Below are 17,524 nucleotides of genomic sequence, written 5' to 3'. Positions count from 1 at the left end.
CCTCGGGTAGAGCACCATGACCGGCCCGACGGACGCAGATCGCCGGATCGAGGGCCGAGTGCCGATGGATGACGATCGAGCGCTGGTCGACGCGTTGTGCGGGGGAGACCCGGTCGCCCCCGCCGCGCTGATCGAGCGGTTCCAGGGCGTCGTCTTCGGCCTCTGCCTGCGGATGCTGGGCCACCGCCAGGACGCCGAGGACGTGGTGCAGGAGACCTTCGTCCGGGCGTTGCGGTCGGTCGGCGGCTTCGACCCGGGTCGCCCGCTCCGCCCGTGGCTCCTGGGGATCGCCGCCAACCGCTGCCGGACGGCGATGGGCCGGCGGGCCCGGCGGCCGTCCTCGATTGAGCCGCCGGAAGACCGGGCCGACCACCGCCCCGGGCTGAGCGATCCGGACGACCTGGCCGGGGAGCTGGCCCGGGCCCTGGACCGGCTCCGGCCCGAGTACCGGCTGGTCTTCGCCCTGTACCATGAACAGGGGCTGCCTTACGAGGAGATCGCCCGGGTCGTCGATCGGCCGATCGGCACCGTCAAGACCTGGCTGCACCGCGCCCGGGCCGCCCTGGCGGAGGACCTGACCCGCCGAGGCGTCCATTGCTGAGGCGGACCGAATTCAAGGGACACGGCCCCCGGGGACGATGGGACCAACCAATGAGCTTCGATTTCACCAACTGGCGGCAGAAGAGCAAGGAACTGGCGGACCAGGCCGTCGAGGCCGTCCGGGGCCAGACGGCCGGGGTGACCGACCAGGCGGTCCGGGGGGCGGTCGACCAGGCCTTGCGGGTGCTCTCGATCGCCGTGGAGCAAGTCAAGGCCAAGGAGCCCGCCCCGCCGGACGTGTCGATCGGCGTGGGCATGAGCCTGGGGCTGTTCTACCTGGAGATGCACGTCCAAGTCCCCAAGGACGGCGAGCCGTCCGACCTGGCCGCCGCGTTGAAGCGATCGGCCGGGGACGTCTCGGATCCCGGGGAGGGCCCGGAGACGGGCCCGTCTCCGGGCGGCGGAGGGCAAGATGATGTCGTGCCGTGAGGTCGATGAGGCCTGGACGCTTCGGCTCGACGCGCTCCGGGCCGGTCGCGGCCCGGCGGACGCCCTCGGGCCGCTCCCCGACGAGCTGGAGGCCCACCTCGCCCGGTGCCCGTCCTGTCGGGGCCGGGCGGTCGGGTACGCGACGCTGGCCCAGGCGATCGGCGGCCTCGGTCCGTCGCCGATGCCGTCGGCATCCCTGTCGGGCCGCATCCTCGACGAGTTCCGGGCCGGGCCGGCCCCTCGGGTCGTGCCGATTCGCCGGGGCCCGGCGATCGCCCGATGGGCGGCCGCCGCCGCGGCGGTGGCGTTGGTGGTCGTCGGGCTCCGGGCAATGCGGCCGGGGCCCGGGGCGGCCCCCGAGCCCCCGTGGACTCCCCGGGAGGTGGCCGAAGCCCCGCCCCGCCCCTTGACCGAGGCCGTGGCCGAGGCGGCCGAGGCCACCGTGGCGATCGCCCGGAAGACGTCCGGACCGGCCGCCCGCCTCGGCCGGGACGTGTTCGGCCGGGGCCCGATCGAGGCCGAGCAGGTCGTCGGGGCGATCGAGCCGACGGCCTCGATCGTCGACGGCGGGACCGCCGAGCGGGTCGTCACCCTGATCGGCAGCGGCCTGGAGGCGGGCGTCCGGCCGCTCTCGAAGCCGACCCGGAGCGCCTTCAGCTTCCTCCTGCCGAACCTCCCCCCCGCCGATGACCCCCCCGCCGCCGATCGCGGCGTCTGACCGGCCCTGCGTCCCGGACCGCCGCCCCCCCAAGACCCTCCCGAGGCCGGAGACCCCGCCCGATGACCTGCCGTCGTCCCTCGATCCGAACCCGGGCCGTCTCCGGGATGCTCCTCGCCCTGTTCCTGACGAGCCCGGCCGTCTCGTCGTCCGAGTCGGCCGACGAGTTGATGGGCCGGGTCCCGCCGGACGCCTCGCTCGTGCTGGAACTGGAGGGGCTGGGGCCTCGGCTGGAGGCCCTGGTCGACTCGGGGCTGGGGGAAGGACTGGCGGCATCACGCCTCGTCCGGGACTGGCTCGCCTCGGACGAGGGGGCGACGCTGAGGCGCGCGAAGCGGGACGTCGAGGTGGCCCTGGGGGCCCCGCTCGTCGAGATCGCCGACCGACTGCTCGGCCGGGCGGCCGTGCTGTCGCTCCATCTGCCGGAGGGCGAGGCCCCCGAGCAGGCCCGGGGACTCTTGCAGACGGTGGTGGCGGATCGGGATCTGCTGTCCCGCTTCATCGGGGCGGCGAATGCGGCGGAGCGGGCGTCGGGGGCCTTGCTCGCGGTCGAGGAGCGGGAGCACGGGGGCGTCTCGTACTCGATCCGGGATTTCGGCGACGGCCGGCCGGACGAGGCCTACGCGATGCTCGACGACGGGACCTTCGTCTGGACGAATGCCCGGCGGCTGATGACCGAGGTGATCGACCGGGTCGGGCTCGAAACGCGGGAGGAATTGCTCGACGACCCCGCCCTGGCCCGGGTCCGGTCGGCGATGCCCGGAGGGGCGATGGCCCGGGCGTTCGTCGCCCCCCGGTTGATCGCCCGGTTGGCCGCCTCGGACCCGAATTCCCCGAAGCTGGACGACCTGCCGGCCCCCGTTGCCGAGTACCTCGGGGCGATCGACGCCCTGGGGGCCGCCCTGGAGTGGCGGGACGGCCCGGTGCTGCACGTGATCGAGGCGCTGGATCCGGATCGGTTGCCGGATCCGGTCCGCTCCTGGGCCTCCCGATCGGGAGACGCCGGGCCGATCCTCGGGCTGATCCCGCCCTCGGCCTTGCTGGCGGCGGCCGGGCACGTCGACCTGCCCGCGCTGCACGACCTGATCGTGGCGTCGGTGCCGGAGGAGGACCGGGGGGGGGTGGAGGCGCTCACCGGGGTCGCCCGGGGGCTGTTGCTCGGCAAGGACCCCAGGAGCGAGATCCTGCCGGCGATCGGCCCCGGCGTGGTCGGCTGGGTCGACACGCCCGCCGATTCCCGGCCGATCGGGGAGAGCCCCGCGGTGCTCGTCGCCTCGGTCGGCGACCCGGCCGCCGCCGAGGCGCTGGACAACGCCCTGCGGACCGCCCTGGCGTTCCTCTCGCTCGACGACGACGGCGGGAGGCGCTTCCGCCTCTCGGTCGAGGGGAGGGACGGCGCCCGGGTGACGGCCCTCATCTCCGAGGCCGGCGAGGGGGCGGGCCGGGTCCGGTTCGCGTTCGCGGTGGCCCGAGGGCTGATCGTCGTCGGGACGGATGCCGACGCCGTGGCCTCGGTGCTATCGGATCGCGGCGCGGGTGAGTCCCGGACCCGGCCCGCCGCCCTGGTCGCCCGGGACCGCCTGTTCCCCGACGCCTCGACGTTCGCCTACCTCGACCTCGACGCCGTCCGACTCCTGGCCGATTCCCGCCGAGCGGAACTCGTCGAGTTGCTCGAAGACGAGTCGGACGGCGAAGATTTGTCCCGGGTGCTCGACCTGCTCGGGTTATTCCGGGGCGTCTATGCGACCTCGTCCCTGGCCGAGGACGGCTCGATGGCCCATCGCCGCCTGGGGCTGATCGTGGCCGAGCCCGGGGGGCAATGAGGCCCATTCGATCACTCCTCCTTGCGGAGTTCCGACGCCCGGAGGACCATCTCAGTCAGATCGCCGCTGGCGACGACCCGGCCGTCCGGGCCCACGAGGGCCGCGTGGGGGATGCGGTCGACGGCGAAGGCCGAGAACAGCGAGCCCCAGGAAGCGGGGCCATCCTCGGGCGGGACGTCGACGCAGATGGGATAGTCGAGCCCGAATTGCTCGGCGACGGCGCGGACGGCGTCGAGGTCGCTGCCGGCGGTGTGGATGCCGACGTAGGCGAGGCGTGATCCTTCGACCTTCTCACCGGCCCCCCGGAGCATGGCCAGGTCGCTGCGGCAGGGGCCGCACCACTCGGCCCAGAAGTCGAGGACGACGAAGCGGCCCTTCAGGTCGTCCCAGGTCAGGGGGTCGGAGTTGAGCCAGGTCGCCCCGTCGGGGAACTCGGGGGCGGGCTCGCCGACCAGGGCGTCGAGCGCCCGCTCGCGGCTGCGGTCGCGATCGGCCCGACGGTCGGCCTCGGCGATGATACCGGCCCACTCCTCGGGCGTCCGATCGGCCTTTACCTCGTAGGTGAGGGGCGGGTCGTGCGTTTCGTCCCGGACCCTCGCCCCTTCCTCCAGTTCGGCGGTGAAGAGGTCGTCCGGGAGATCGGCGTTGACCGAGACGGCGACGACCTCCACCCGGTTCCTCAGCGCCTCGAAGGTCCGGCCCTCCTCGTCCACGTCGAAGGTGACCGACTCCTGGGTCATGGGCAGCCAGCAGCCGGGGGCGACTTCTTGATAATCCCAGAGGGCCTGTTCAAAGTTCGGTTCGACCCAACTGTGCATCGTCCGGCCCAGGTCTCTCTCCAACTGCTGCCGTTGCTCCGGGCCGAGGGACTCTCGCCAGGCGGCGGCATCCTCCAGCGATTCGAAGGAGTGCCCGAGTTCGTTGACCGCCCGGAGGACTCGTTGCTCCATGTCCGGGAGACTCTGGGCACCGGTCCTCGTCCCCCGAAGACACCCGTCCTCGACGCCGACGAAGAGCTGGGTCCAGGAGGGGAAATAAGTCAGGCGGCGGCACGGGATGCCGCGGAACTCGACGCTCCCGGCATCGACGAAGTCCTTCGGATCCCCGTAGTATCCGAGTTGGCTCTGGTAGCTCCCATCCGGATACCAGCGTTCCGCCCTCGGGCCGGCTCGGAAGGCGTACAGGTAGAGCCAGAAGACGGGCTGGAATCGATCCTCCGGCTTCGAAGCCAGCAGGTAATCGGTGCGGTCGACGCCTGGCTGGAGGCTCCGGGTCCGGCCGACGAAGCGGCGGCCATCCCAGAGCCGGAGTTCTTCATACTGGTCCTCCGGTGCGGCGAGGTAGCGGAGCCGATCCCCTTCGAAGGCGAGTTCGACCGACGTGGTCGTGACCGGCCGCAGGTCGGGGAAGCGTTCCGGGTCGGGCTCGACCCCGGGGTTCTGTTCCTCAAACTCCCGACGCCGCTGCTCGACCCCTTCGGGCGTCAACCGGAAGGTGGAGATCGCCTCCAGGTGGAAGGAGCTGACGCGGTCGATCCAGGCCTCCGACTCGCGGATCCTCTTCACCAGCTCGGCAGGGTCCGCCGCGTGGCCTGCGTGGTCCCCCTCGACCGGAGACTGCGCGGTGGAGATCGGCCAGGGGAGCAGGCATGCGAGCGCGATCACCCTCGATACATTCTTCATGAACGGCTCCCCCAGGTCGACCAGGACACCTGTCCGATGGGAGCCACCTTACACTTGTCGCAGGGTGCGGTGCAAGCGTGTGCCGGGCCCGGCCCCATTCGCAGGACTCGGTTGAATGACCGGAACCGTGTCGCCGGACGGGAATCGGCTCGTCGCCAGGCCGACGTCCCGAGCGAGGTCCGACAGGAGCAATCCATCCGACCACGCGCAAGGGGGCGGGCCGGGGGAAGTTCACCGGCCCGTCGAGATCCGAGTGACGCGGTCAGGGATCATTCCTCGTTGATCGACGCCGCGGCGGCGGGCTCGGGCTGCCGGGCGTCGAGTTCGGCGAGGAGGGCGTCGAGCCGGATGCGGTAGGATTCGGCCTGCGCGACGAGGGCGTCGGCGGCGGGGGCCTTTGCCGCGAGGGCGGCGTCGGCGGCGGCCTTCGCGGCGGTCGCCTGGTCGAGGGCGACCTGGAGCGGGGCGACGGCGTCGGCGGCGGCCTGGGAGGCGGCCTTCGCGGCGGCGAGGGCGGCGTCGGCGGCCTGCCTCTTTGCGGAGGCCTCGGCCAGCGGGGACCGGGCGGCCTTGATGGCGTCGGCCGAGGCGATCACGGCGGCCAGGGCAGGGACGACCGCCTGGGTGGCGGTCGATCGGTCGGCCATCGCCTGTTCGGCGGACTGCCGGGCGGCGGGGTCGCCCGGTGCGGCGGCGGCCTGCTCGGCGAGGGATCGGGTGGACGAGGCGGCGTCGGCGGCGGCCCGGGAGGCGGAGGCGAGGGATTCGAGGGCCTTCGCGTCGGCCTCGGCGGCCTGGCGGAAGGCGTCGAGCGCAGCCTGGTGGGCGGTGGTCGACTCGGTGGCGGCGGCCTCGGCCTGGGTGGTCGCGGCGGCGGCCTGGGCGGCGGCGGCCTCGGCGACCTTGAACTGCGTGTCGGCGGCGGCGAGGGCCTCGGCGGCCGAGGCGGCGGCCTGGCTGAGCGGCTCCAGCTCGGCCGTCGCGGCGTCGGCCCGGGCCTGCGCCGCCTCGGCCTCGGGGCGGAGCTGTTCCAGTCGGGAGGCGACGGTCAGGGGGTTGGCGCGGAGGTCGCCGAGCGGGGTGGCGTCGTCGGCCTTGAAGAGGCGGACGACGCCGTCGAAGGAGCCGGCGACGACGGTGGCGTCGTCGTGGCCGAGGGCGGCCTGGAGGGCGAGGTCTTCGAAGCCGCCATACGCCTTCAGCTCCTTGCCGTCCTGGTCCCAGAGCCTGGCGACGCGGTCCCGGCCGCTGGTGACGAGGCGGCCGTCCTTGGCGAACCGGGCGGAGGTCGTGCCGCCGCCGTGGGCGGACCAGGTCTTGATCTGGTTGCCGGTGAACATGTCCCAGGTCTTCACCGAGGCGTCTTCCGATGCCGAGGCGAGGACGTTGGAGTCGAGCCGCCAGTCGAGGTCGGTGACCCGGGCACCGTGGCCGGCGAGGGTGTAGAATTCGCGGCCGGTGCGGGCCTCCCAGACCAGGGTTCCGCCGTTGCGGTCCCCGGAGGCGAGCAGGACGCCGTCGGGGCTGAAGGAGACGGAGGTGACCCAGTCGGTGTGCTTCTTCTGCTCGTAGACGAGGGAGTCGTCGGCGGTGCTGTAGACGCGGAGGACCTTGCTCGGGCCGCCGAGGGCGACGAGGGAGCGGTCGGGGCTGAGGTCGGCGCCGAGGACGAGGTCGTATTCCTGGCCGGCCTCGATGATCCGCGCGCCGGTCTTCACGTCCCAGACGATGACCCGGCCCGACTGGCCCCCCCGGCCCCCCCCGGCTATCAGGAGGTCGCCGTCCCGGGTGAACTTGACCACGTGGACGTCCCCCTCGGGGAAGGGGAGGACGGCGCGGAGGTACTGGTGCTGGGTGTCATACAAAAGCACCTGCTTGTGCTGGCCTACGGCGACGAGGGGGGCCCAGGGGCTGGCGGCGAGGGCGAGGATGGCGCCGGGGCGGTCGTTCACCAGGACGGGCTCGGTGGGGAGGCCCTGGGGCATGGCGGGCTCGCCGGAGGGCTTGCCGATGGCCGAGGGATCCAGGGTGAACTCCATCTTCGGCTTCTTCTGGACGTTGACGACGCTGCCGGCCGACTCGGGGGCGCCGGCCTCGATCCAGGAGCGGAGCGTCTCCAACTCCTCGTCGGGGATCCGCGGGGCGTTGGGCGGCATGTGCGGCGTCTCCTGGTGCGAGACCAGGAGGAAGAGCCAGGAGTTGTCGGGGTCGCCGGGCTCGATGGCCGATCCGGAGCCGCCGCCCTCCATCATGCTGGCAAAGGTCGTCAAGTTCAGGCCGCCGGAGGCCTTGTCGGCATTGTGGCAGGTGTTGCAGCGGGCCTGGAAGATCTTCGAGGCGTTGTCGGTGAAGTTGAGCTTCGCGTCCTCGGCCGCCCTCGCCGGGGCGGCCGGCAGGCCGAGCGGCAGCAGCAGGGCGAGGGCCGCGGTCGCGGTGGGGGGGAGGGCTCGCATCGCAGGGGACCTCGGGGATCGGCTCGGGAGGATCGGGGGGCGGGTGCGTTCGTCGCGTTGGATGGGGTTGACGCCCAACCCTCTCCCCGCAGGCGGGGAGAGGGATTGGATCCGTCCCTGTTGGATCAATGGTTGAAAATGAACTCGCGGCTGTTGAGCAGGGCCCAGAAGACGTCCTCGAGGGCCTGTGCGCGGTCGGAGCCCTCGCCGAAGAGGGGGAGGAGCTGGGCGAGCTCCTGCTCGGTCGGCTGCCGGGTGAGGCAGCGGACGTAGAGGTCGGAGATCAGCCCCTCGGGCGGCGTCTCGCCCTCGACCAGGGCCGTGTAGACGGGGCTCTGGCGGATCTTGGCGTTGGTGGTGGCGCCGTTGAGCAGGTGGAGCGACTGCGAGAGGGTGGGCTCCATCTTCACCTCGCAGGAGCAGACCGTGGCCCGGGTGGCGCGGCCGAAGGTGGTGAGGAAGTAGCTCGACGAGTTGCCGTCGGCGATCTGCACGGCGCGGGCGCCCAGCGGGAGGCCGCCGAACTTGTCCTGGGTGTCGGTGACCTGGCTGATGATGTCCAGCAGGTTCTCGGCCTTGATCCGCCGGAGGTTGGCGCGGGCGAAGTTGACCGAGTCGTGGGCGTTGGACTCGTTGGCCACGGTGTCGCGCTGGTAGGCCCGGCTGTTGCAGATGTCCCGGACCAGGGACTTAAGGTCGTAGCCCGATTCGGTGAATCGCCGGGCCAGCTCGTCGAGCAACTCGGGGTTCGAGGCGGGGTTGGAGACCCGGAAGTCGTCCACCTGCTCGACGATGCCGATGCCGAAGAAGTGGGCCCAGACCCGGTTGACGAAGCTGGTCGCGAAGTAGGGGTTGCGGGGCGAGGCGAGCCACTCCGCCAGGACCTCGCGGCGGTCCTTGCCGGCGACGTCGGGCACCTCGGCGCCGAGGAACTTCGGCGGCATGACCCGGCCGCCGACGGGGTGGTTCGTCTCGCCGCCCCCGGAGTTGAAGATGATCGTCTCGCGGTAGTCATCCCCCTGCTTCTTGCCGATCTGGGCGAAGAATGCGACGAAGCCGTAGTAATCATCCTGCGTCCAGCGGTCGAACGGGTGGTTGTGGCATTGGGCGCACTGGATCCGCATGCCCATGAAGACCTGGGCGACGTTCTCGGCGAGCAGGAGTTTGTCGTCGGTCCCCTGGTAGAAGTTGGTGGCGGCGTTGGAGAACGTGCCGCCGCTGGCCGAGAGGAGGTTGCGGGTCATCTCGTCCATGGGCACGTCGTTGGAGAGCTGCTCGACGAGCCAGTTGTAATAGAGGTACATCCCCTTGTATTCGATCCGGTTGGGGACCGTCCGCACCTGGAGCATCTCGGCCCACTTCTGGACCCAGAGTTCGGAGAACTCCTTGCGGGTGAGCAGCTCGTCGATGACCCTGGATCGCTTGTCCGGATCCGGGTCGGCGAGGAAGGCGGCGTATTCCTCGGGGGTGGGGATCAGGCCGACGAGGTCGATGGAGGCCCGCCGGAGGAAGACCTCGTCGGAGCAGAGGCCCGAGGGGGCGATCCGGACCTTCCGGAGCTTGGCGGCGACGAGGCCGTCGATGTAGTTGGCCTCGGGCTCCTCGGGGTAGGAGAACTCCAAGCCCTTGGGCAGCACGAGGAACTGCGAGCCGACGGTGAAGGTCTCGAACCGGGCCATGACGAACGCCTCGCCGCGCTCCCCAGCGGTCACGACCCCGGCCGCGTCGACGGCGGCCGAGTTCTCGTTGTTCGTCAGGAAGACGGCGAGCGGGGTGACGTCCCGGTCCGTGCCGTCGGAGTAGGTGGCGCGGACGGTCATCTGCTGGGTCGAGCCCTTGCCGTCGAGCACGGCCTTCTTCGGGTACAGCTCGACGCCGGTGATCGTCGGCAGGGTGGCCACGTCGTCGTTGGCGGCGCCGGCGGCGATCCACTCGCGGACGGCGGCGTAGTGGTCGCCGTCGGTGGCGAACCGCTGGCCGCCGGAGTGGGGGACCAGCCCGGCCCCCTTCTCCAGGACGGTGGAGGCGTCGGGCACGGCGAGGTTGACCCGGCGCCCGGGGAATTCGCGGAGCAGGCGGTCGTAGTCGCCCTGGGGGTCGAAGCCGAAGAGGGAGAGGCGGAAGCCGTCCTTGCCCCGGGCGGCGCCGTGGCAGCTGCCGGTGTTGCAGCCGGCCTTCATGAAGACGGGCATCACGTCGAGCCGGTAGCTCAGGGCGGGGTGGTCGGCGGCCTTCGCCACGGTGACGGGGACCTTCACCTCCCGGCCCTCGAAGGCGACGGTCAGCTCGGTGGTTCCGTCGGCGGCAGGGAGGTAGGTGGCGCCGTCGACGAGGACGAGCGAGGGGTCGGCCAGGGTGAAGGCGGCCTCGGCGGTCACGTCCCGGGTGGTGTCGTTGGCGAAGGAGGCCTGGACGACGATGGACTGGCGGTCGCGGTCGGTGGCGAGGTTGATCTCGGGGGGGAAGACATGGAGTTCGGTCAGCGCCGGTCCCTCGGCCCCCGCCGACCCGCCGAGGGCGAGCAGGGCGAGGGAGGCGGCGATGACGCGGTTCCGGAGGGCGGGGGGCATGGGTGGCGTCTCCTACCGTCGGCTGCTTCGGTCGGTCGGGTTCGGTCCGTGAGGATGCGGGTCGGCTGCGTCGGGCGTTCGTTCGAGGGGCGGGGCGAGTCGAGCAGTCGCCCCCTCACCCGGCCTCCAACCACCTCTCACCCGCAGGAAGGCTCGAGGGATCGAGTCGGGCCTTCGGGCGAGATCGTTATTCGTCGCCGCCTGCTGCCGCGTCCGGCTTGGCCTTGTTGCGTTCCTGCTGCTCGAGCCGGAGCTTTTCGAGTGGGCTCAGGGGCTTCGCCGGCGCCTCCTTGGGGGGCTCGGGGGCAGTGGCGGCGGCCTCGGCCTTGGGCTCCTCCTTGGGGAGGGGCTTGTCGACCCGGAGTTCGGTCGAGCCCAGGTTGTGCAGGATCGGCTCGCCGTGCTGGGTGACGACGACCTGGCAGAAGAGGTTCTTGTGGGTGCCTTCGGGCGTCTCGGCGGCGATCGAGATGGGGAAGACCAGCTCGGGGGTGTCCCTGGTGATCGTCTTCACCTCGGTGGTCGCGGCGTTGGGCAGGCCGACGAGGGTGACGGTGGCCTCGCCCTCGAAGTCGGCCAGTTTGTTCACCTTCACCAGCAGGGGGACCTGGGCCCCTTGCTCGCCGGAGGCGCGCTGGAATTCCAGGGTGAGGAACTTCTCGGCCACGGTCAGCGGGGCGAGCTGCGAGCTGACGACGACCGGGCCGGTCGGGCCGCCGGAGGCGCCGTTGACGACGACCTTCCAGGTCTGGAGCGGGGCGTTGTCGTTGGCGTTGATGGGGATGAGCGCCTCGGTCTGCCCCTCGGGAATCGCCACGCCGCCGGCCGAGCCGATGCCGGGGGGGTTCCAGGGGAGGTAGACCGAGATCGGCGCGGTGAACCCCTCGGCCCTCGTCGCCACCACCTTCAGCTGCATCGAGCCGTTGCGGACGATCGGCACCTTGGGCTCGACGACCTCGATGGAGTAGGGGGCCTCCTCGGTGACCCCCACGGCCAGTCGGCCCACGGTGCGGGTCCAGAAGGGGACGTTGTTGGCCCCCTGGACCAGCTCGACGGTGTGGGACAGCTCGGAGGGGACCGAGGCGAGGTTCGGGTCGGTCGGCGTGCCGGCCAGGTTCGCCAGCGAGCCGGAGGCGGGGGCGTCGGCGGCGGCGGAGAGGAGCACGGGCATCTGGGCGATGTTGGCCGTCATCGTGTCGGCCTCGAAGGTGACGCCCGGGGGGAGGTCGGAGGCGGCGAAGGTGAGGTCGCCGCCGAAGTCGGCCCGGCCGGCGTTCAGCAGCAGGGCGACGCGGTTTCCCCGGGGGACCGGGGCGTTGATGACGCCGATCTGCGGGTTCTCGTTCTGCGGGCTGATCGTCAGCTTCGGGGCGACCGGGGTGACCTCGATCCGGTAGGCGTGCGTCGGGCTGCCCTTGGTGAGGTGGTCGCGGATGCCGACGACGTAGCGGCCGTCCTCGGGGGCGCTGAAGCGGTAGTAGCTGTCGGGGCCGCCCTGGTCGTCGCTGGCGCCAATGGTGTCGCCGCCCTGCTTGGCGACCCAGAGCACGGCGTCGAGCGGCGAGCCGAGGGACCGGGCGAAGACGCGGACGTCGAGGACCTGGCCGGCCTTGGCCTCGAAGGCGAAGTGGTCCACGTCGCCGTCCCGCTCGATCACGCCATTGAGCGCCATCGGCGGCGCGAAGGGGACGGCCTGGTCGTGCGACTCGTTCGGCTCGGCCTCGATCACGTTGCCGAAGGGGCTGAGGCGGAAGGGATAGGGGGCGGGCGAGACGCCCCGGTCGTCCTCGGCGACCAGGCCGAAGGTCGGGTCGGGCTCGGCGGGCAGGGTGACGGCCTCGGTGCGATCCCCCTCCACGTCGCCGAGCCACAGGACCTCGATCGTCTCGCCGAGCGGCCCGCCCGCGGGGACGACCGCCCGGGGCCGGGGGAAGTGGCCGACGTGGAGGCGGTAGTGGCAGTTCCCGTTGCCCTGGTAGGAGCTCTCGCGGACCTGCACGACGTAGCGGCCGTCCTCGGGGGCGACGAGCTGGACGATGCCGTCCTGGCGGACGAGGCTGGCGTCGTCGCTGCGGGCCAGCTCGAAGCGGTCGGTGTTGAGGATGGCGACGTAGGGGTCGAACAGGGTCTTGCCCAGGCGGATGCCCTCGACCTCGGCGGTGATCCGCTGCCCCTTGGTGGCCTGGATGATGAAGTAGTCGTCGTCCTCGTTCTCGGCCACGCCGACGACGGTGACGCCGAGGGGGATCTCCTGCGGGGCCTGGAAGTCGTTGTTCGGCTCGGCCTCGGCGACCTCGGGATAGGCGCCGACGGAGAAGGTCCGCAGGTGGCTGAGGCCGGTCGCGGTGCGGACCCTCAGGTCGTAGAGGCCGAGCCGGGCGTCGGGTGCGATCCGGATCTTCGCCTTCACGTTGTTGTCGTCGACCTTCTCGATGCCCAGCGTCTCGATGCCCGGCTGGTACCAGAGGATCTGCTGGGCGTCGCCGAGCCGGGCGCCGGAGAGGGCCAGCTCCAGCTCGGTCCCCCGCTGGCCGCCGGGGGGCAGGACGCTGCTCAGATCCGGGGAGGAAGCCGAAGCGGCCGAGGCCGCCAGCAGCACCGCAAGGGCGGCGGGGGGAGGGAAGCGGAGGGAGCGCATGGCGATCCTCGCGGGGGGAAGGCGTCGGCGGTGGGGGTAGGTCCGAGGGCGGTCGGTCAAGCGAGGGTCGGTCTCGGGAGTCGTTGCCGCTGCGTCAGATGGTCCAACGGGCGCCGTCTCGCCGGGTGACCTCGATCATCGGCCTCGGCTCTCCCGGGATGAGGCGGAAGCTCAGCGGGAGGACGTCGCTGGGGAATGGTCCGGGGTCGGCAAGGGATGAGGTCCCGACCATGAGGAACTGGTCGTCGAGGCGGCGATGGAGTTCGAGCTTCCAGGGGAAGCGGTCGATGATGAGCACCTCTCGGACGTTGACCTTGGCATAGAACGGCAGCTTGCGGCGGGCCCGGTCTCCTCGGCTGATGATCTCGACGGCGAAGTCGGGGCCGCCGAGCCAGTGGGAGCCACGGTCCTCGGCAGTGTTTCCCGGCAGGAAGACCGAGACGTCCGGGCACCGGAAGTTCTTCCGCCAGCGATCCTCTCGGTCAGAGATATTGACGTTCGGGAAGATGCGGAGGCCGGCCTCGTTGCCGATCGAGAGGTGCAATGCGAGCAGCAAGTGCCCGGCCAATCCCTGGTGCTCGATATCCGGGTCGGGCGACACGACGTAGACTCCGTCCCAGACCTCGTCCCAGCGAGACGCCCCCGATTCCTTCCGGCGCCGGATGATCCGTCTGAGTTGCCCGCGAGACAGGAGCACCTGGGGCATTGTCGTCGCCTCCGGCGAGTGATGGGCGGGGCCGACCCACCTACGGCCCGGCCCCGCCTCGATTCTCGCCCGATCGGGCTCAGGCCAGCAACTCGGTGAGGACCCGGCCGCCGTCGACGATCTCGATGGGTCGGTCGCCGGGGGCCATCAGCTCCTTGTCGGCGACGATGCCGAGCTGCTTGTACACCGTGGTGGCCAGGTCCTCGGGCCCGGCCGGGTCGCGGTCGGGGTCGCTGGCGGTGGCGTTGCTGGCGCCGTGGACGTAGCCGCCCTTCACGCCGCCGCCGGCCAGGGCGACGCTGAAGACCTTCGGCCAGTGGTCCCGGCCGGCGGTGGTGTTGACCTTCGGGGTCCGGCCGAACTCGCTGGAGACCATGACCAGGGTGCGGTCGAGCAGGCCGGTGCGGTCGAGGTCGGTGATCAACGCGGCGAAGGCCTGGTCGAAGGCGGGCATCTGGCCGCGCATCCCGCCGGCGATCCCGGTGTGCATGTCCCAGCCGCCGTAGGTCAGGGTGACCATCCGGACGCCGGCGGCGACCAGGCGGCGGGCCATGAGCATGCGCTGGCCGGCCTGGGTCATGCCGTACTCGTTGCGGATCGCCTCGGGCTCGGCGTTGATGTCGAAGGCGGCCCGGGCGTCGGGGGAGCTGATCAGGCTGTAGGCCCGGTCGTAGAAGGTATCCATCGCCGTCAGCTCGTCGGCCTTCTCACGCTTGCGGAAGTAATCGTTGACGGCGTCCAGCGCCGAGCGCCGGGTGGCGAATCGGGAGTCGTCCACGCCGCCGGGCAGGTCGAGGTCCTGCACGCGGAAGCCCGAGTTCGCCGGGTCGCTGCCCAGCGAGAACGGGGAGAAGGCCGAGCTGAGGTAGCCGGTGCCGGCGTACTCATTCGGCATGTCCGGCACGCAGACGTACGGCGGCAAGTTGTTGCGGGGGCCGTACTCGTGGGCGATCACGCTGCCCATGCTCGGGTACAGCAGGGCCGGGCTCGGCCGGTACCCGGTGAACATGTTGTGCGTGCCGCGCTCGTGGGCGGCCTCGCCGTGGGTCATCGAGCGGATGACGGTGAGCTTGTCGGCCACCTGGCTGGTCCGGGCCAGCGTCTCGCTGAACGGCTCGCCGGCGATCTTGGTCTGGACGGTCCCCAGCTCGCCGCGGTACTCGATCGGCGCGTAAGGCTTCGGGTCGAACGACTCCTGGTGGGCCAGGCCGCCCGGCAGGAAGATGTGGATGACCGAGTCGGCCCGGGCGTCGACGGGGCCGTAGGCCTTCTGCTCGGCCCGGGCCCGGAGGCGGAATAGCTCGCCGAGCGTCAGGCCGAAGCCGCAGGCGCCGACGGTCAGGAAGCCTCGGCGGCCGATCGATCCGATCGGGAGGGCCATGCGGACGTCTCCTTGGGAAGGGGTGGGTCGACCTCGTTCACGCCCGAGGCGGCGGCCTCAGTGCACTGCCGGCGGATTCGGGGGTGAGGTCGGCGGGGGCTCCGGGTGCTCGTTCGCGGTGCTGGCTGAAGCGGGCGAGGCAGGAGAATGGGGGAGGATGGGCGATGCCAGAGAGTCAGTCCGGTCCGGTCCGATCCATTCGTCGGAAGTTCGGCGATTTGTTTAACAGGAGATCGGGTCGAACATACTGAGAGATACGCGATGGATGCAAGGGACGTTGGAAAAAAATCGGGGAGGGCGATCGACCCCCCTCGGGCCCCCGGGCCGGGGTCGCGGTCGGGGAATTCCCTTGCAGATCCGGGGCCCCGGGGTGCCGGTCCGGGATCCGGGGGCGGGGCGACGCCTGGAGCCGGGAGGGCGATCGGGGTAGAGTCGATCGGGCCGGCCTCGAGGGGGCCGGGCCGTCGGGACGGGGACGATCGCCGCAACGGGATTGGGGGGATGGGGATGCGGATCGGGCAATCCAGTCGGGCGGGGCAACTCGGGGTGCTCGGCCTGGTGGCGATCCTCGCGACGTCGGCCTCCGCGCAGGAAGGGCCGCCCCCGCCGCCGTCGAGGCAGGGGTTGCCCCCCGGCTCGGTCGACGTGCATTCCTGGGGCAACCCGCACCAGATCCGGGTCAATTACGTCATCCTCGACCTGGCGGTCGACTTCGAGGCCAGGAGACTCTCCGGGGATGCGGTCCTCGCCCTGGAACGGACGCCCGACTGCCCCGAGGGCGCGGCCCTCTGGCTCGACACGAAGGGGCTGGAGGTCGAGGCGGTGGTGGCGAGGGGGGAGGACGGCTCCCGGATCGAGCTGCCCTTCACCGTCGGCGTCCCCGAGGTTCCCGAGGGGGAGCGTCGGCTGTTCCCGAGCGGGTCGAGGGCCGACGGCTCGCCGATCCACGGCGCCCCGCTGGTGGTCGAGGTGGGGGACCACGTGGAGGTGGCCGTCGAGTACCGGACGGGCCGGGACGCCTCGGCCTTGCAATGGCTGGAACCCGAGCAGACGGCCGGGGGCACGCACCCGTTCCTCTTCTCGCAGGGGCAGGCGATCCACACCCGGTCCTGGATCCCGCTCCAGGATTCCCCGGGCGTCCGGGTCCGCTACTTCGCCGAGATCCGGGTGGGCGACCCGGCCCTGAGGCCGGTGATGAGCGGGCTAGGGAATTTCGGCACGGCGCCGCCGGGCCGCCGCCGCCGGGGGGGCGGTTACCTGTTCGAGATGCGGAACCCGAACCCGCCGTACCTGATCGCCCTGGCGGTCGGCGACCTGGAGTTCCGGCCGCTGGGGGGACGGTCGGGGGTCTATGCCGAGCCGGCGCTGGTCGAGGCCGCCGCCGAGGAGTTCGCCGACACGCCGGAGATGATCGAGACGACCGAGGGGCGCTTCGGCCCCTACCGCTGGGATCGCTACGACCTGCTCGTCCTGCCGCCGAGCTTCCCGTTCGGCGGCATGGAGAACCCGATGCTCACCTTCGCCACGCCGACGATCCTGGCCGGCGACCGGTCGCTCGTCTCGCTGGTGGCGCACGAGCTGGCGCACTCGTGGTCGGGGAACCTCGTCACGAATGCCACCTGGGACGACTTCTGGCTGAACGAGGGGTTCACCTCCTACCTCGAACGCCGGATCATCGAGGACGTCTTCGGGGCCGATCGCGCCGAGATGGAGCAGGTGCTCGCCCTGGCCGGGCTCCGGGCCGAGCTGGAGGGGCTGGACGAGCGAGACCAGATCCTCGCCATCGACCTCTGGGGCCGGGACCCGGACGACAACGTCACCTCCGTCCCCTACGACAAGGGGGCCCTGTTCCTCCGGTCGCTGGAATTCGCCTTCGGCCGGGAGCGGTTCGACGACTTCCTCCGGGGCTACTTCGACCACTTCGCCTTCCGGAGCATCACGACCGAGCAGTTCGAGCGCTACCTCGTCGAGCACCTCTTCGAGGCCGATCCCGAGGCGGCCGAACGGATCGACCTCCGCGCCTGGCTCGACGAGCCGGGCCTGCCGCCGATCGAGGAGCCGACTTCCGACCGGCTGGCGAGGGTCGAGGAGCAGGTCCGGGCCTGGCTGGACGGCGAGGTCGAGGCGGAGGACTTGCGCACCGAAGACTGGACGACGCAGGAATGGCTGCGGTTCCTCGGGCAGTTGCCCGAGGACCTGCCGGTCGATCGGGTCTCGGAGCTGGACCGGGGCCTAATGATCACCCGGAAGCAGAACGCCGAGATCGCCTGCAAATGGCTGGAACTGGCGATCCGGACCGGATACGGCGAGGCCGATTCCCGGCTCGATCGCTTCCTGACCACGATCGGCCGGCGGAAGTTCCTCATGCCGCTCTACTCGGCGATGGTCGACGCCGGGGAGATCGACCGCGCCCGGGTCATCTACGCGATGGCCCGGCCGAAGTACCACCCCATCGCGGTCGAGTCGATCGACCGGCTGCTGGGTGCCCCGGCCGGGGAATGAACCGGGGAATTCCTCCGACGCG

At 71.5% G+C, this 17,524-nt stretch carries 11 protein-coding genes; 5 read left to right on the top strand and 6 right to left on the bottom strand.

Features of this window, described 5'->3' with window-relative positions; translation table 11 throughout:
• The first annotated feature begins 64 nt into the window (after positions 1-64).
• The 4 genes from ElP_RS29190 (at position 65) to ElP_RS29175 (ending at position 3,570) form a co-directional block, all read left to right on the top strand.
• Entirely contained in the window at positions 65-601 is a 537-nt protein-coding gene (locus ElP_RS29190) for an RNA polymerase sigma factor (protein WP_231749304.1), read from the top strand.
• A gap of 50 nt (positions 602-651) precedes the next feature.
• Positions 652-1,029 carry a hypothetical protein gene (locus ElP_RS29185; protein ID WP_145276245.1) on the top strand — a complete coding sequence of 126 codons (378 nt, stop codon included), beginning with the start codon at positions 652-654 and terminating at the stop codon, positions 1,027-1,029.
• Positions 1,013-1,747 (top strand): zf-HC2 domain-containing protein, encoded by a 735-nt coding sequence (locus tag ElP_RS29180; protein ID WP_145276243.1) that lies wholly within the window; start codon positions 1,013-1,015, stop codon positions 1,745-1,747. Before ElP_RS29185 ends, ElP_RS29180 begins: the two co-directional genes overlap by 17 nt.
• 62 nt (positions 1,748-1,809) lie before the next feature.
• Entirely contained in the window at positions 1,810-3,570 is a 1,761-nt protein-coding gene (locus tag ElP_RS29175; RefSeq protein ID WP_145276241.1) for a hypothetical protein, read from the top strand.
• Positions 3,571-3,581: 11 nt separating this feature from the next.
• Here the strand turns inward: ElP_RS29175 and ElP_RS29170 are convergent, their stop codons facing one another.
• The 6 genes from ElP_RS29170 to ElP_RS29145 all read right to left on the bottom strand — a co-directional run bounded on the left by ElP_RS29170 (position 3,582) and on the right by ElP_RS29145 (position 15,000).
• On the bottom strand, positions 3,582-5,252 hold the full coding sequence (locus ElP_RS29170) for a TlpA family protein disulfide reductase (protein WP_145276239.1): 1,671 nt from the start codon (positions 5,250-5,252) through the stop codon (positions 3,582-3,584).
• A 269-nt stretch (positions 5,253-5,521) separates the two neighbouring features.
• The gene (locus tag ElP_RS29165; protein WP_145276237.1) at positions 5,522-7,705 is read right to left on the bottom strand and encodes a c-type cytochrome domain-containing protein; all 2,184 of its coding nucleotides are present in this window, start codon (positions 7,703-7,705) and stop codon (positions 5,522-5,524) included.
• Between the two features lie 125 nt (positions 7,706-7,830).
• Positions 7,831-10,275 (bottom strand): DUF1549 domain-containing protein, encoded by a 2,445-nt coding sequence (locus ElP_RS29160; protein ID WP_145276235.1) that lies wholly within the window; start codon positions 10,273-10,275, stop codon positions 7,831-7,833.
• 187 nt (positions 10,276-10,462) lie between these two features.
• Positions 10,463-12,913 (bottom strand): PPC domain-containing protein, encoded by a 2,451-nt coding sequence (locus ElP_RS29155; protein WP_145276233.1) that lies wholly within the window; start codon positions 12,911-12,913, stop codon positions 10,463-10,465.
• Positions 12,914-13,007: 94 nt separating this feature from the next.
• Entirely contained in the window at positions 13,008-13,619 is a 612-nt protein-coding gene (locus tag ElP_RS29150) for a Uma2 family endonuclease (protein ID WP_145276231.1), read from the bottom strand.
• 79 nt (positions 13,620-13,698) lie between these two features.
• A complete protein-coding gene (locus ElP_RS29145) occupies positions 13,699-15,000 on the bottom strand; it encodes a DUF1501 domain-containing protein (protein WP_145276229.1) in 1,302 nt (433 codons plus the stop codon).
• 507 nt (positions 15,001-15,507) lie between these two features.
• Between ElP_RS29145 and ElP_RS29140 the strand changes: the two genes are divergently transcribed.
• On the top strand, positions 15,508-17,502 hold the full coding sequence (locus ElP_RS29140) for a M1 family metallopeptidase (protein ID WP_145276227.1): 1,995 nt from the start codon (positions 15,508-15,510) through the stop codon (positions 17,500-17,502).
• The last annotated feature ends 22 nt before the right edge of the window (positions 17,503-17,524 follow it).

Origin of the sequence: Tautonia plasticadhaerens, assembly GCF_007752535.1 — a bacterium.
GTDB classification, from domain to species: domain Bacteria; phylum Planctomycetota; class Planctomycetia; order Isosphaerales; family Isosphaeraceae; genus Tautonia; species Tautonia plasticadhaerens.
The sequence above is the reverse complement of the archived record's forward strand: the minus strand, read 5'-3'. Positions and strand labels throughout refer to the sequence as shown.